The organism is Rubrobacter tropicus (assembly GCF_011492945.1).
In the GTDB taxonomy this organism is placed as follows: domain Bacteria; phylum Actinomycetota; class Rubrobacteria; order Rubrobacterales; family Rubrobacteraceae; genus Rubrobacter_D; species Rubrobacter_D tropicus.
Genome location: NZ_CP045119.1, coordinates 213650 through 228284 on the forward strand (window position 1 = coordinate 213650; position 14635 = coordinate 228284).

Genomic DNA, 14635 nt, shown 5'->3' on the forward strand with positions numbered 1-14635 from the left:
TTCATGATCCGGGGGTAGATGGTGACCGTAGAGAACGGTGTGGAGAAAGAGCAGACCCGCATCCTCCTCGTGGAGGACCATGCCTCTTTCCGTCAGGCGCTCGCCTTCATGTTCGAGCGGGAGGACGAGTTCGTCGTGGTGGGACAGGCCGGCACGCTCGCCGAGGCGCGAGAGTTCCTGAACGGGTCGGCGGACGCCACCGACGTGGCCGTCTGCGACCTGGCCCTGCCGGACGGAGACGGTTTCGACCTTATAGAGGAGCTCGCCGAGAAGGGCAGCGCGGTAACCACGCTCGTCCTCAGCGCGAGCCTGGAGCCGGCCCGCTTCGCCCGGGCCGTCGAGGCGGGCGCCTCCGGCGTGCTCCACAAGGCAGCCGCCATAGGCGACATCGTGGACGCGGTGAGGCGCCTGAAGGCCGGCGAGGCCCTGCTCTCGCCGAACGAGATCATCGAGATGCTGCGCATGGTGAGCCGCAAGCGCCAGGAGGAGCTGGAGGCGCAGAAGGCAATAGACAGGCTGACGCGGCGCGAGAAAGAGGTGCTGCAGGCGCTCGCGGAGGGCCTGGACAGCAAGGACATAGCCCAGAAGCTGCACATTACCGTGGAGACCGAGCGTACCCACATGGTCAACATCCTCAACAAGCTCGACGTCCACTCGCGCCTGCAGGCCCTCGTCTTCGCCGCGCGCAACGGCGTCGTCGAGATCCGCTAGCCCCTCTTCCCGTACTATCCGGGCGGGGGCCGCCATGCTAGAATTCCCGACGGTCCGGGCAGATTGCCCGCATGGCTGTACGGATGGCAGGGTGTGTTCCATGAGGGGGCAGGGGGGGGGCTTGCCAGAACCGACGGGCAGAGAACCGACGAGTCGGGCGGAAGTGGAGCGTTCACGCCACCGTAACGGTGGGTTGCGGGTCTTGCTGGCAAACGAGCCGCGTTCCTACAGGGAGAGCATAGCGGCCGTCTTCCGCCAGTTGCGCCCCGAGCTGGATCTCGAGGTCGCGGAGCCGGAGGACCTCGAAAGTTGCATTTCCAGCTATTCCCCGGACGTCGCGATCTGCAGCCGCATCACGGACGAAGTGCGAGACCGGGTGCCGGTCTGGGTGGAGCTCTATCCGGGACACGCGGCACATTCGGTTGCCTTCGAGCGGGGAAGGATGACGGAATTCGCGGATATACAGCTTGGAGACTTGCTCTCCATAGTGGACCGTGCCTCGGGCTCGGCGTAGCCCAAAATGGTTAGTGAAACTTCACCCTTTTTCGTGATGCCGCGGTGCCTCGGCCACCATAATATATCCGGCATGGAAGCCTTGAGACACATATTGGTGGCGAACGAATTGGCGTCATACAGGGAGAGCATCGCGGCGGTTTTGCGGATCTCCCTCCCGGACATCGAGGTGTTCGAGGCGGACTCGGGAGACCTGAACCGGGAGGTACTGCGCCTGAGGCCCGACCTCGTGATCTGCAGCAGGCTCACGCCCCTCGTGGAGGACAGGGTCCCGAACTGGGTAGAGCTCTACCCCGATTGCGACCCCTTCTCGACGTTCTACGTCGGGGGTGAACGTTCCACCAGGGAGCAAGTAGACCTCTCCGACCTGCTCGACGCCGTCTCCCAGGCCCGGCCGGCCGCCCGCACCGTCTAAGGCCCCGCAGCCCCGCGCGCAAGAAATAACGCATTTGCGGTATGCACCGCTCCGGCGTCGGTGAGACCCTTATTCGTGGGTGATCCCGAACCAGGAGAAGCACGACACCGATGCAAGACAAGCCATCGAAGGTCGTCCGGGGTGGTCCGGATCCTTGCCGCCGGGAACGGGGCCTGGAATGACGGGTCTTCTAGGCTCACCGCTCGCGCGTTACGGCGTGGCCGTGGCCGCCGTCGGTATCGTGACGGTAACGAAGATCTTTATCGACCCCTTCATGGAATCCGAGAGCCCGTTCCTGCTCTTCGCCCTCGCGACGATGCTGGTCGCCTGGTTCGGCGGGCTGGGACCGGGGTTGTTCGCCACCGCGCTCGCGTTGCTGGTGGTCAACTACCTGATCCTGGCCCCAGCCTACTCGTTCAAGATCGACAGCCCCGGTCATCTGCTGAATCTCCTGGTGTTCGCCCTGGTGGGGGGCGCGATCAGCGCGCTCGTGGCCTCCATGCGCGCCGCCAGGCGCCGGTCCGCCTCCAGCGAGGAGCGTTTCCGCCTGCTAGTCCAGGGCGCGAAGGACTACGCGATCGTGATGCTCGACGCGGGAGGATACGTTCGGGACTGGAACGAGGGCGCCCATCGCATTCTCGGCTACTCCGAGGAGGAGATTCTGGGCGAGCACTTCTCCGTGTTCTTTACGCCGGAGGACAGGCGGGACGGCGTACCCGAGCGCCAGCTTCGGGCCGCCATCGACGGCGAGACGGTCTCCGAGGAGACGTGGGCCGTGCGAAAAGACGGAAACCGCATCTGGGCCAACGGCTCTACAGACGCCGTGCGGGACGAGGGGGGCAACCTCAAGGGCGTGGTCAAGGTGCTGCGCGACAGGACGGAGGCCAGGCGGGCCGAGGAAGAGCTGCGCCTGCGGGACCGGGCCATGGCCTCGAGCGCCAACGGCATCGTCATAACGGACCCTAACCAACCCGACAACCCCATCGTCTACACGAACCCCGCGTTTGCGAGGATCACGGGCTACTCCGAAGCCGAGGTCATTGGCCTCAACTGCCGCTTCCTGCAGGGAGAGGAGCGCGGCCAGCCGGCCGTTGGCGAGTTGCGCGAGGCGATCCGGGAGGGGAGGACCCGCGAGGTCGTCCTGCGCAACTACAAGAAGGACGGAACCCTCTTCTTCAACAGGCTCACCGTCTCGCCCGTCTTCGACGACGACGGCGGGATCACCCGCTTCGTCGGCATCCAGGACGACGTCACCGAGCAGGTGCGGGCCGAGGAGACCCTGCACGTACAGGCCGAAGCCGGCGAGGTCCTCGCCGCCCCCCTCTCCTACGAAGAACGGCTGGCGAGCGTCGCCCGCCTGGTAGTGCCCCGCCTCGCCGACTGGTGCGCCGTGGACGTCGTCGGCGACGACGGCTCCATCCGCCGGCTGGCGGTCGAGCACGAGGACCCCGAGAAGGTGGCGCTCGCCTACGAGCTCCAGCGCCGGTACCCCGCGGACCCGGATTCGCCCCGCGGGGTGCACCAGGTTATAAGGACCGGCGAGCCCGAGATGATGCGCGAGATCCCCGACGAGTTGCTGCGCGAGGCGGTCCGGGACGCAGAGCAGGCAAGCATTCTCCGGGAGCTCGGGCTGCGCTCTTACATGATAGTGCCGATGGTCGCGCGGGGGCGGACGCTCGGGGCGATCACGCTCGTCTCGGCCGAGTCGGGGAGGCTCTACGAAGAGAAGGACCTGGAGCAGGCCCAGATCCTCGTCCGGCGGGCGGCCATGGCCGTGGACAACGCCAGGCTCTACGAGGAGGCCCAGCGCGAGATCTCCGAGCGCGAGAGGGCCGAGAGGGAGCTGCGGGCGAGCGACGAGCGGCTGCGCCTGGCGACCGAGGCGACCCAACTCGGGACCTTCGACTACGACCCCGTAAGCGGCGGGCTGATCTGGGACGAGCGGTGCAGGCAGATCTTCGGCCTTCCGCCCGGCGCCGAGGTCGACTACGAGACGTTCCTCGACGGGCTACACCCGGACGACCGCGAAAAAGCCGAGGAGGCCGTGCGGCGGGTGCTCGACCCGGCAGGAGACGGCGAGTTCGAGCTGGAGTACCGGGTCGTTGGAAAGGGCGATGGGCAGGAGCGCTGGGTGGACGCCCGCGGCAGGGCGTACTTCGAGGACGGGCGCGCCGTGCGCTTTATAGGGACGGTCCTGGACGTGACGGAGGAGAAGCGGGCCGAGGAGGCCCTCAAGCGCAGCGAGGAGCGCTACAGGGCGGTCATAGAGCAGTCCACCGAGGGTATCTACCTCATAGACGCCCAGACCCGGCGCCTGATCGAGACCAACCCGGCCTTCCAGGCGATGTTCGGCTACACCGCGGAAGAGCTGCGCGGGATGGAGCTCTACGACCTGATAGCCCACACCCGCGAGGACGTGGACGCCAACATCGGGCGCACGCTGGAGGCTGGGCGGCGCCTGGTCGGGGAGCGGAGCTACAGGCGCAAGGACGGCACCATAGTCGAGGTCGAGGTCGGCGTGAGCACCATCTCCTACAACAGCCACAGGACCATCTGCGCCACGGTTCGGGACATCACCGCCCGAAAGCGGGCCGAGGAGTCCCTCAGGACCAGCGAGGAGCGGTTCCGCTCGCTGGTCCGCTACGCCTCGGACATCATCGTCGTGCTGGACGCCGACGGCACGATCCTCTACGAGAGCCCCGCCGTGGAACGCGTGCTCGGCTTCGACTCCGAGGAGCGCATCGGCTCGAACGCCTTCGGCTTCCTCCACCCTGAGGACAGGGGGTCCGTGGCGGAGCGGTTCGCCAAGCTCGCGGAGGAGACAGACGGGCGCATCTCCGCCGAATACAGGGTGAGGGACAGCAACGGGGGCTGGCGGCACTTCGAGGCAATAGGGGCCAACCTGCTGGGGGACCCCGTGATCCAGGGCATAGTCGTGAACTCCCGCGACGTCACCGAGCGCAAACGCACCGAGAGGGCGTTGGCCGAGATCCGGGACGCCGAACGCAACCGCATAGCCCGGGAGCTGCACGACGGCGTCCTCCAGGATCTCTCCTACACCGTCCAGGCGATGGAGGTGACCCGGGTGAAATACGATGGCACGGGGGTCGAGACTGACCTGGGCGAAGCCACGGAGGCCATCCGCCGCGCCGCCAGGGACCTTCGGGGGGTCATCTACGACCTGCGCGCCTACAGGCACGGCGGGCAGGGCGCCCGTCAGCTCCTCGATTCGCTCGTCGATCTGAACCGGAACCGGATGCCGGACTGCAACCTGACGAGCGAGTTGGAGGAAGGCCTCCTCGAAGAGTTCTCCGAGAGGGGCACCGCGGAGCTGCTGCGGGTCGTCCAGGAGGCGCTTACCAACGTCCGCCGCCACTCCGGCGCCGAGAACGTACACGTTACCCTTTTCTCAGCCGGTGACAGCGTCGTGGCCCGGGTCTCGGACGACGGGCGGGGTTTCGACCCCGAGGAGCTCCCACCCGGTGTGGGCACGCTCGGGATGCGCGAGAGGACCGTCGGCCTCGGCGGCAGGCTGGAGATAGAGAGCGAGCCAGGCGCCGGCACCACCGTGCGTTTCGAGGTTCCCCTGGAGAACATCCGGCGCTGAAGCGGTTCGCTTCGCAAACCGCGCCGTCAACGATCAGCCCGCTCCGGCCTGCTTCGCAGGCCTCCGCCATTAGCTTTCAGCAAAAAGAGCTGAAAGCTGATGGCGGATAGCTTTGCGGAAGATATACCCCATATGGACCATGCACCGCCGTCCCGGCTTGCTTAAGATGTCTCGCGTGATAGGCAAGCCAAAAACCCCGGGTCTGGGCCGACTCCGCCTGCTGGCGGTCCTGCTGCCCGCGGGCGCGATGGGGGTCTTCGAGTTTCTGCGCCACCAGTGGCTCTCGCACGCCCTGCCGGGCTGGCTGGCTGAAGGGTGGGCCGGCAACGTCCTGGGCGCCCTGGTCGTTGGCGGCGTGGTCTACGGTTTCGTGCGCGTCTTCGGGGGGCTGGTCCAGAGGTCTGCCGGCGAGACGGCGCGGGCGCGGGAGGAGGCCGCGGTTCTCTCCGAGCGCCAACGCCTGGCCCGCGAGATGCACGACGGGGTAGCCCAGACGCTCTTCTACCTCGGCGCCAACCTGCGGGAGGTCCGCGCGCTCCTCGAGTCGGGCGAGGAGGTGGAGGCGCTAGACGGGGTTCGGACCGCCGAGCTGCACCTGGAGGAGGCCCACGAGAGGGTAAGGGCGGCCATCGCGGACTCGCGCCAAAACGGGACGCGGGACCTCGGCGAGTCGCTGCGCCGCGCCGCGGTCGAGGCCTCAGGCCGCCTCGGGATGCGGGTGGTCTGCGAGGTAGAGGGACGCCCCTCCGTGCCGGCCTCCTCCCAGAGGCAGGTCCTGGCGATAGTCCACGAGGCCCTCACCAACGCGCACAGGCACGGCCGGGCGCGCGAGGCGCTCGTGCGCGTGGACGCGGATGAAGGGAGCGTCTGTGTCGAGGTCTCCGACGACGGCGGCGGGTTCGACCCGCGGGCGCGCCAGGGCGAGAGTAGCTACGGGTTGGAGATCATGGCCGAAAGGGCAATGATGCTCGAAGGCGAACTGAGCCTCGCCTCCTCGCCCGGGGGCGGGACGAAGGTGACGGTGCGCCTCCCGGAGACCGGCACGTGAGCCCGGCCGGGGTCAGGCGGGTGCTACTCGCCGACGATAGCGCCCTCGCCCGCCGGGCGGTATCGACGCTGCTCAAGCGGGAGCCCGGGTTCGAGGTGGTCGGGGAGGCCGAGGACGGCTACGGGGCGCTCGCCCTGGCGCGGGACCTGAGGCCGGACCTCGTCCTCATGGACATCAACATGCCGCGGTGCGACGGCCTGCTGGCGACCCGGCTCCTCAAGCGGGAGCTGCCCGAGACAACCGTGGTCGTGCTCACCGTATCGGGGGACGCGGGGGACCTCTTCGAGGCGATCCGGAGCGGCGCGCAGGGGTACCTGCTCAAGAGCCTGGACCCGGAGAGCTGGCTCGAGTGCCTGAGGGGTCTCGCGAGCGGCGAGGCCATGCCAAAGGATCTGGCCCGGCGCATCCTTACCGAGTTCGCGGCCCGGGCCGCCCCGGCGGACCCCGACGCCCGCCTGACGGAGAGGGAGCGCGAGATACTCAACCTCGTCGCCTCCGCCATGACGAACAAGCAGGTCGCCGAGGCTCTGTACATCTCCGAGCAGACGGTAAAGAACCACGTGAAGAAGATCATGCAAAAACTGCGCCTGAAGAACCGCGTGGAGCTGGCGCTGCACGCCCGGCGGGTCGCGTTGGGGGGGCCATGATGGCCCCGGCGGAAGATAGCCCCAAAGGGTCATGGAAGGTCTTCCGCCGGGGCCCTAAACTACGAGCGGCAGTAAAATCACCCGAAGGCTAGGAGATCAACCATGCGCAAGACCGGGCTTCGAGTCGTACTTTTGAGCGTGTTGCTGACCTTCGGGCTAGCCGGAGCGGCCCTGGCCCACGTCGAGGTCTCCCCGGACCAGGTCCCCGCGGGCGCCACAGAGACGTTCACGATCGAGGTCCCCACGGAAAAGGAGATCCCGACCACCGAGGTTCGTATCGAGCTTCCCGAGGGCTTCGAGGCCGGCGGCGCCGAGGCGCCCTCCGGTTGGCGGGGCGAGGTTCAGGGCAACGCGCTGGTGTGGACGGGGGGCGAGATCCCGGTCGCGAACTCGGAAGAGTTCTCCTTCGAGGCCACGGTCCCCGACGAAGCCGGCAGCTTCAGGCTGAGCGCCATTCAGACCTACGAGGACGGTAGCGTGGCCGAGTGGACCGGCGCCCCGGACTCCGAGGAGCCGGCCCCCGTGATCGAGGTTGCCTCTGGTGGAGGAGCCTCGGGTGAGATGGACGAGCCGCAGCACGGCGACACGCAAGGCTCTCACGAAGAGGTCCCCGACACTGGTGGCGTAAACGCTGGCCTGCTTCTCGGGGTGTGCGTCGCGGTCTTCGCGGCGGCGTCTCTGCTCTTGAGGTCGGCCGTTCGGTGACGGCCGGGGCGGTCGGCCGGCGGCTGGGCGTCCTTCTGGGCCTGGCGACGCTCCTGGTGGTCCTGTGCGGCTCTCCGGTGCTCGCCCACGCCGAGCTCTTGCGCGCGACGCCCGCAAACGGTAAAGCCCTTTCGAAGCAGCCCGGGGAGGTGCGGCTCGTCTTCGACGAACCCGTGCGGGCCGAGTTCGACCCGGTAAAGGTCACCCACGAGAACGGCGACCGGGTCGACGACGGCGAGGCCGACACGCTGACGGAGGACCCCGACGTGCTGGTGGCGGAGTTGGGCGACCTCCCCGCCGGCGATTATACGGTCGAGTGGCGCGTCACCTCGGCCGACGGCGACCCCATCTCTGGCGAGTACGGGTTCTCCGTCAGCGAGTCCGCGGTCGAAACCCCGGAAGACGGCGGTGGCGCCGCTGCCCCGGAGGAGCAAGACGCGGTCGGCGGGGGGACCCTCGGTGTGGTCCTGGGTGTTCTGGTCATCGGCGGTGTCGCGGTCGCCGGCTTCGTGATGCTGCGCAGGGGTTAGGCCGGTGTCGAGGAGATCACGGCTCGCGGCGACCGTCATGACCGCGGCCGCTGCGCTGGCGGCCTCGCCCACCGCCGCGTTCGCGCAGGAGTCTCACGCGGGGGGCGGGAGGCTCCCGACTGTGGAGCTGCTGGCCGGCGTTACGCACGGCATCGTGCAGGGCGCCGCGGTGCTGCTGGTGGGGCTGGTCGCGTTCGTGGCGCTGGTGTGGCTTCCCATAAGTCGGGCCGCGGGAACCGACGGGGGCTCGGGCGCCGTCTTCGCCCGCGGGGCCTGGGCCCTGTTCGCCGCGCTGGCCCTCGTTGGCCTGGCCGACGTGGCCGTCTACACGGCGTGGGCCACGGGGCGGCCGCTAGGTCTCGGGCTGTACCTCGAGGGGCTCTTCGGGACCACGGCCGGACAGGTGGCGCTGGCGCGGCTCGGCACGGGGCTCCTCGTCGCGTTCGCGGTGGCGTGGGCTGCCGGGGGGGGTGGGATCGGGCGCTGGTGGGCCGCCGCGGGCGCGGGTGGCCTGCTCCTCGCCACCCTGGTCCCCGAGAGCCACGCCGTGGCCCAGGGGCTACTCGCGATAACGGTCATCTGGCTGCACCTGGTGGCCGCGGCCTTCTGGACGGGCGGCCTGCTCGCCTTCCCGATTCTCCTGCTCGGCCCCCTGCGCGCCCTGGGCCTCGACGAGCGTGCCGACCTTCGCCGCCGCACCGTGCGCCGGTTCTCGAAGGTTGCCACCGTCGCGGTCCTCGTCCTCGTCGCGACCGGCCTCTACAGCACCCTGCTCAACGTCGCCGGTCTCGGCGCGCTCGTCGGCACCGCCTACGGCAGGGCCCTCGTCATGAAGCTCGGGATGACCGTGCTGCTGCTCGCCACGGGCGGCCTCAACCTCATAGACAAGGGGGACGGACCGCTCGGCAGGATGGTCGGCCTGGAACTCGCCCTCGCCGCCGGCATCTTCGTGGCGGCCGGTTTCCTGACCAGCCTGCCGCCGGCAAACTAGGGCGGCCCGCTTCGCGGACCGCCGCCGTCAGCTTTCAGCCGTCAGCTATCAGCAAACGCTCAAGGCCGCACCAGCAACCCGGAATCCTGTCCCCGTTGCAACCGTGGCGGTTCCCTTCCCGGCGATCATCGGCCTCCCGCCAGGTACTTGCTAAAAGCTGATAGCTTACCTAGCCCAAATTATCTACCGGCGATGGGTTAGGGAAAGATCACGCATCGGTCCGATGTCGGGGGAGGGGGTTCGGGTGTAAAAAAGGGTCAAGAACAGAGATTCGGGCGGTCCGTCAGGGTTTGGCGACGCCGGCGGACCGCCCGTTACAGAGACAAGGAGGACCCCCTTGACTCCTGCCGCGCATTATACCCGCCGGGGAACGAGGTTAACCCGCAAGGAGGTGCTCAAGCTGGGCCTGCTCGGGGGCGCCGCGCTCCTGCTGCCGCTGGAGCGGGCGGCCCGGACGAAGTCTCTGGCGGATCGTATCCCGACGAGCCGGCTCCCCCGGCCGTTCACCTCCCCGTTCGCCGTCCCGCCCGTCTTGAAACCCCAAACCGTCGGGAACACCGACTACTACCGCATGACCATGACCAACGCCCCCGTGCGGGTGCTGCCGGGGTTCCCGAAGACCGAGATATGGGGCTACAACGGCATCACGCCCGGTCCCACCATAATCCAGGAGAGGGGCAGGGAGACCGTCGTTCGCCAGATAAACGCCATCCGCAGCCCGGACCACCTGCACACCTCGGTGCACCTGCACGGGAACGCCACAAAGCCCCAGTACGACGGCTACGCAAACGACGTCACGAAGCCGGGCTGGGGGAAGGACTACCGCTACCCGAACGGCCAGCCAGCCCGCACGCTGTGGTACCACGACCACGGCGTCCACGTCACCTCCGAGAACGCCTACAGGGGCCTGGCGGGCCTCTACATCACCCACGACGAGCACGAGAGGGGACTCGGCCTGCCGAAGGGGTACCACGACCCGGTCGCCCGCACCGGGTACGACGTGCCGCTCGTGATAAGGGATGCCGTCTTCGCGACGAACGGCTCGCTCATCTTCGACCGCGAAGAGCAGGGGAGCCTGTTCGGGGACGTGATCCTGGTAAACGGCGTCCCGTGGCCGGTGATGAAGGTCGAGAGGCGCAAGTACCGCTTCCGCGTCTTGAACGCCTCGATCTCCCGCTCGTACAAGCTCGCCCTGAGCAGCGGTGACCCCATGACGGTGATCGGGAGCGACGGCGGGCTCATGCCGCACCCCGTCCGGACCGGCTCCGTGCGCGTGGGGATGGCCGAGCGCTACGAGATAGTCATAGACTTCGCCAGGTACAAGGTCGGGACGAGCATCGTCCTGCGCAACGGGGATCTCCCGAACAACCGCGAGGAGAAGAACACGAACGTCGTCATGCGTTTCGACGTGGTCTCGGACGCCACCGACACCTCTGGCAACAGGGTGCCCTGGAATCTCGGCAAGGTCGGGGACGGCGACTACGACCCCATGCCGCTCCTCCCGTCCCAGTCCACGCACACCGAGAGGTTCGTCTTCGAGCGCAAGAACGGCAACTGGGTCATAAACGACGGTACCTGGAAGGATATCGAGGATTCCGGCAACCAGTTGAACGCCGCGGTGTGCAAGAAGGACGAGATCGAGATCTGGGAGTTCCAGAACAAGAGCGGCGGTTGGTTCCACCCGATCCACGTCCACCTCATAGACTTCAAGATCCTCTCCCGCACCGGCGGCAAGTCCCCCGGCGTCCTGCCCTACGAGAGAGGACCGAAGGACACGGCCTACGTCGGGGAGAACGAGACGGTGCGCGTCCTGGCGAAGTTCGGACCCCACCAGGGCCGCTACATGATGCACTGCCACAACCTGACCCACGAGGACCACGACATGATGACCCAGTTCCAGGTCGGAACGGGCGGCGAGCGCTGGGACTCCGCCCCCCCGAGACCCGCCTCCGAGCTACCCCCGCTTCTGCCGGGTCTCTAGGACAAAACGGGGGCGTCTGTAGCCCCCCGTCGTGCATCGATCCTCGTGGCCTCCAGCGTCGAATCGGGCGAAACGGTTTCGAGAGCGCTTCTGCGAGGGAAGCGTTCCGAAGCCTTGATCCGCGGGTCACAAATACCCCAAACGGCGTAGACGCCTTGTACCGGATTTGCGCTAGGCAAAGATCGCTGCTTTAGACGATGTCTAAGAGCTTCCCGCGGGCGATCATTCTGGTCATGAGGAGCGACTTTTTCAGAAGAGGCGTTTTCGCCAGTGATAATACAGAGACCGGGGGGGCGCGATGCAAGCAGTAAGGACCAAGATCAGCCGCAAGGACATGCTGAAGATGGGCCTGCTCGGCAGCGCCGCCGTGGCCCTCCCGCTGGAGCGCGCGGCCCGGACGCAGTTGGCGGCGGCCCGCCTGCCCGAGAACCAGTTGCCCCGGCCTTTTCAGACCGAATTTACGGTACCGCCGGTCGCGAAGCCCGCCTACCAGGACGACACGACCGACTATTACGAGATGGCCATGCGGTCGGCGTTCCTCCAGATCCTCCCCGCCCCCCTCCCCAAGACCGAGGTCTGGGGCTACGAGGGCATCACGCCCGGTCCCACGATCATGGCCAGGCGCGGCCGCAACGTCGTCGTCAGGCACAAGAACTGGATCCAGAGCCCGGGGCACGAGCACACCTCGGTCCACCTGCACGGCAACGCCACAAAGCCCCAGTACGACGGCTACGCCAACGACACCACCAACCCCGGCGAGTACAAGGACTACCACTACCCAAACGGCCAGGACGCGAGGACCCTCTGGTACCACGACCACGGCGTCCACGTTACCGCCTTCAACGCGTACATGGGTTGCGCCGCGTTCTACATAAGCCACGACGAGCACGAGATGAGCCTCCCCATTCCCAAGGGAAAGTACGACGTCCCGCTCGTGCTGCGCGACGCCATCTTCGGCACCGACGGGCAGATGATCTTCGACGACCAGGGCCACTCGAGCCTGTTCGGGGACGTGATCCTGGCAAACGGCGCCCCCTGGCCGGTGATGAAGGTCGAGAGGCGCAAGTACCGCTTCCGTATCCTCAACGCCTCGATCTCCCGCGGCTTCAACCTGGCCCTGAGCGATCGCGAGCCGATGACGATCATCGGCCACGACGGCGGGCTCGCCCCCGAGCCGGTCGAGGTCACTAGCTACCGCCACGGGATGGCCGAGCGCTACGAGGTCGTCATAGACTTCGCCAGGTACAACGTCGGAGAGAGCGTCGAGCTCAGGAACCTCGGGCTGCCCAACACGCAGGACTTCGCGACGACGAACCGGGTGATGCGCTTCGACGTGGTCTCCGAGGCGACCGACCTCTCCAACAACGAGATACCGGGCGTCCTCGGCAACAGCGAGCACCCCTACAGCCCGATGAAGCTCCAGGAGTCGCAGTCCGTCAGGACCCGCCGGTTCGAGTTCGGGCGCGAGATCGTCAACGGCAGCGAGATGTGGACCGTCGCCACGGACGGCGGGCCGGGCCGGATCTGGGACCCCAACCGCGTGGACGCGAACCCGGGGCTTGACGACGTGGAGATCTGGGAGTTCACCAACAACGGCGGCGGCTGGTTCCACCCGATCCACGTCCACCTCATAGACTTCAAGATCCTCGACCGCGACGGGGCGCCCCCGCATCCGTGGGAGCGCGGCCCGAAGGACACGGTCTACGTCGGCGAGGGCGAGACGGTGCGCATGATCATGAAGTTCGGCCCGCACAAGGGCCGGTACATGATCCACTGCCACAACCTCGTCCACGAGGACCACGACATGATGGCCCAGTTCGAGGTCGGTTCGGGCGGGGACGACCCGATCGCCTCGGCCCCCGCCAGGCCGACTAGCGAGGCGCCGCCGCTGTACACGGTGAAAGAGGACCCGCCGGACAAGCCGGACCCGCCCCTGCCCCCGAACGTGGCGCCGAAGGTCTCCATCCTGCGCCCCGCGCAGGGCTCCGTGACCCGCTCCCGGAGGCCCACCGTCGTCGCCCGCGTCACCGACGACAAGCAGCTGAGCAAGAGCAAGATCCAGCTCTTCCTGGACGGACGGCGCGTCGGCGAGTACGACTACCGCAACGACACCGGCGTCCTGACCTACGTGTGCCCGAAGCTCAAGCTCGGCTGGCACCGGGTGCAGATCCTCGCCACCGATGACCGGGGACTCAAGACGGCCCGGACCCAGAGCTTCCGCGTGGTGCTCCGGTAGAAGGGCCCACGGGCAGAAAGGAGCCGGCCGTGACCATAAAGAACGCGCAACTACTCCCTGCCGGATCCCGGCTCCTGCCGCGCCCGGCACGGGACGCGGCCCAAACGGAGGTCTCGCAGGCGGGCGTCGCCGCGGCGGTCCTCTCTCTGGCGGTCGCCATGATCCACCTGTGGACCGCGCCCGGGTACTTCGAGGTCTGGTGGGGCTACGGGACTTTCTTCCTCGGGGTCGCCGCCGCGCAGGGCCTCTTCTCTGTGGGGTTGTTGCGCTGGCCGGGACGGGTCCTCTCCCTGGCCGGCATCTTCGGCAACCTCTCCGTCATCATGGTCTACGTCCTCAGCCGCACCTCCGGCGTGCCCTTCGGGCCGCACGCCGGCAGGGCCGAGGATGCGGGCCTCCTCGACATGTCGGCGACGGGGATCGAGCTGATGATCGTCGTCTTCTTGCTGACCCTGCTCGACGGCAGGGGGCGCTCGGTCGCCATCAACGCGGTACTTCTCGCGGGGGCCGGGATCTGGGCCCTCAGGCTCGCGGGCTTTCTCTCTTGAGCCTCGCCGCCCCGCCCGAGAGCCGTCCCGAGGAGTCCGGGAAGGGACGAGAGCCGACCACGGAGGGCGGCACGGGGCCTTTCGGGTTTCTGTTCTTCGTCGTCGTCGCCCTCCTGCTCGTCTTCGGCGTCGTGCGCCCTTTCGTGGCCGAGCCTTTCTCGATAACCACGGCGAGCATGGACCCGACGCTCCGGGCCGGGGACAGCGTGCTCGCGACGAAGTTCGCCTACCGCTTCGCAGATCCTGAGCGGGGCGACGTCATACTCTTCGAGGCCCCCGCCGACGGCGCCCCCACCATCAAACGCGTGGTCGGGGTGGCCGGGGATACGGTGGCGGTCAGAGACGGCGTCCTGTTCGTGAACGGCGAGAAGACGCGGGAGGGCTACGTCGACTACAACCTCACCGATGCCACATTCTTCGGGCCGACTGACGTGCCCGAGGGCAGCGTCTACGTTATGGGCGACAACCGCTCCAACTCCCTCGACTCCCGTTCATACGGGCCGGTCCCCAGGGAGGACGTCCTCGGCGGGATCGACCTGCGCATCTGGCCGCTCGAACGGGTGGGAACCGTCTGAAAACCGCCGTTTTGCAGGACAATTCGGTGCGTGCGCGTCGAGGCCGGACCGCGCGGGCCGGTAATCCTAGTCCAGGTGGGCTAGGCAAAGATCGCCCATACATGTGATGGTTTGAGGCGTCTCGTGGG

At 67.7% G+C, this 14635-nt stretch carries 13 protein-coding genes; all 13 read left to right on the forward strand.

The window, feature by feature from the left end; genetic code table 11:
* Nucleotides 1-21 precede the first annotated feature (21 nt).
* The 13 genes from GBA63_RS01055 to lepB all read left to right on the forward strand — a co-directional run bounded on the left by GBA63_RS01055 (nt 22) and on the right by lepB (nt 14507).
* Nucleotides 22-711 carry a response regulator gene (locus GBA63_RS01055; RefSeq protein WP_228282253.1) on the forward strand — a complete coding sequence of 230 codons (690 nt, stop codon included), beginning with the start codon at nt 22-24 and terminating at the stop codon, nt 709-711.
* Nucleotides 712-874: 163 nt separating this feature from the next.
* Nucleotides 875-1225 carry a hypothetical protein gene (locus GBA63_RS01060; protein WP_166172663.1) on the forward strand — a complete coding sequence of 117 codons (351 nt, stop codon included), beginning with the start codon at nt 875-877 and terminating at the stop codon, nt 1223-1225.
* 72 nt (nt 1226-1297) lie between these two features.
* Complete coding sequence (locus tag GBA63_RS01065; RefSeq protein WP_166172665.1) at nt 1298-1639, forward strand: hypothetical protein; 342 nt, start codon at nt 1298-1300, stop codon at nt 1637-1639.
* 178 nt (nt 1640-1817) lie between these two features.
* On the forward strand, nt 1818-5246 hold the full coding sequence (locus tag GBA63_RS01070; RefSeq protein WP_166172667.1) for a PAS domain S-box protein: 3429 nt from the start codon (nt 1818-1820) through the stop codon (nt 5244-5246).
* 175 nt (nt 5247-5421) lie between these two features.
* The gene (locus GBA63_RS01075; RefSeq protein WP_166172669.1) at nt 5422-6294 is read left to right on the forward strand and encodes a sensor histidine kinase; all 873 of its coding nucleotides are present in this window, start codon (nt 5422-5424) and stop codon (nt 6292-6294) included.
* Complete coding sequence (locus tag GBA63_RS01080) at nt 6291-6941, forward strand: response regulator (protein ID WP_166172671.1); 651 nt, start codon at nt 6291-6293, stop codon at nt 6939-6941. Before GBA63_RS01075 ends, GBA63_RS01080 begins: the two co-directional genes overlap by 4 nt.
* Before the next feature lie 102 nt (nt 6942-7043).
* On the forward strand, nt 7044-7646 hold the full coding sequence (locus tag GBA63_RS01085) for a DUF1775 domain-containing protein (protein WP_166172673.1): 603 nt from the start codon (nt 7044-7046) through the stop codon (nt 7644-7646).
* On the forward strand, nt 7643-8176 hold the full coding sequence (locus GBA63_RS01090; RefSeq protein WP_166172675.1) for a copper resistance CopC family protein: 534 nt from the start codon (nt 7643-7645) through the stop codon (nt 8174-8176). The genes GBA63_RS01085 and GBA63_RS01090 overlap by 4 nt, the downstream gene beginning before the upstream one ends.
* Nucleotides 8177-8213: 37 nt before the next feature.
* On the forward strand, nt 8214-9167 hold the full coding sequence (locus GBA63_RS01095; RefSeq protein WP_166172677.1) for a CopD family protein: 954 nt from the start codon (nt 8214-8216) through the stop codon (nt 9165-9167).
* 337 nt (nt 9168-9504) lie between these two features.
* The gene (locus GBA63_RS01100) at nt 9505-11148 is read left to right on the forward strand and encodes a multicopper oxidase family protein (protein ID WP_166172678.1); all 1644 of its coding nucleotides are present in this window, start codon (nt 9505-9507) and stop codon (nt 11146-11148) included.
* A gap of 298 nt (nt 11149-11446) precedes the next feature.
* Entirely contained in the window at nt 11447-13384 is a 1938-nt protein-coding gene (locus tag GBA63_RS01105; protein WP_166172680.1) for a multicopper oxidase domain-containing protein, read from the forward strand.
* 29 nt (nt 13385-13413) lie between these two features.
* The gene (locus tag GBA63_RS01110; RefSeq protein WP_166172682.1) at nt 13414-13932 is read left to right on the forward strand and encodes a hypothetical protein; all 519 of its coding nucleotides are present in this window, start codon (nt 13414-13416) and stop codon (nt 13930-13932) included.
* Nucleotides 13929-14507: a signal peptidase I gene (gene lepB / locus GBA63_RS01115; protein WP_166172684.1), complete on the forward strand. Its 579-nt coding sequence runs from the start codon at nt 13929-13931 to the stop codon at nt 14505-14507. Before GBA63_RS01110 ends, lepB begins: the two co-directional genes overlap by 4 nt.
* The last annotated feature ends 128 nt before the right edge of the window (nt 14508-14635 follow it).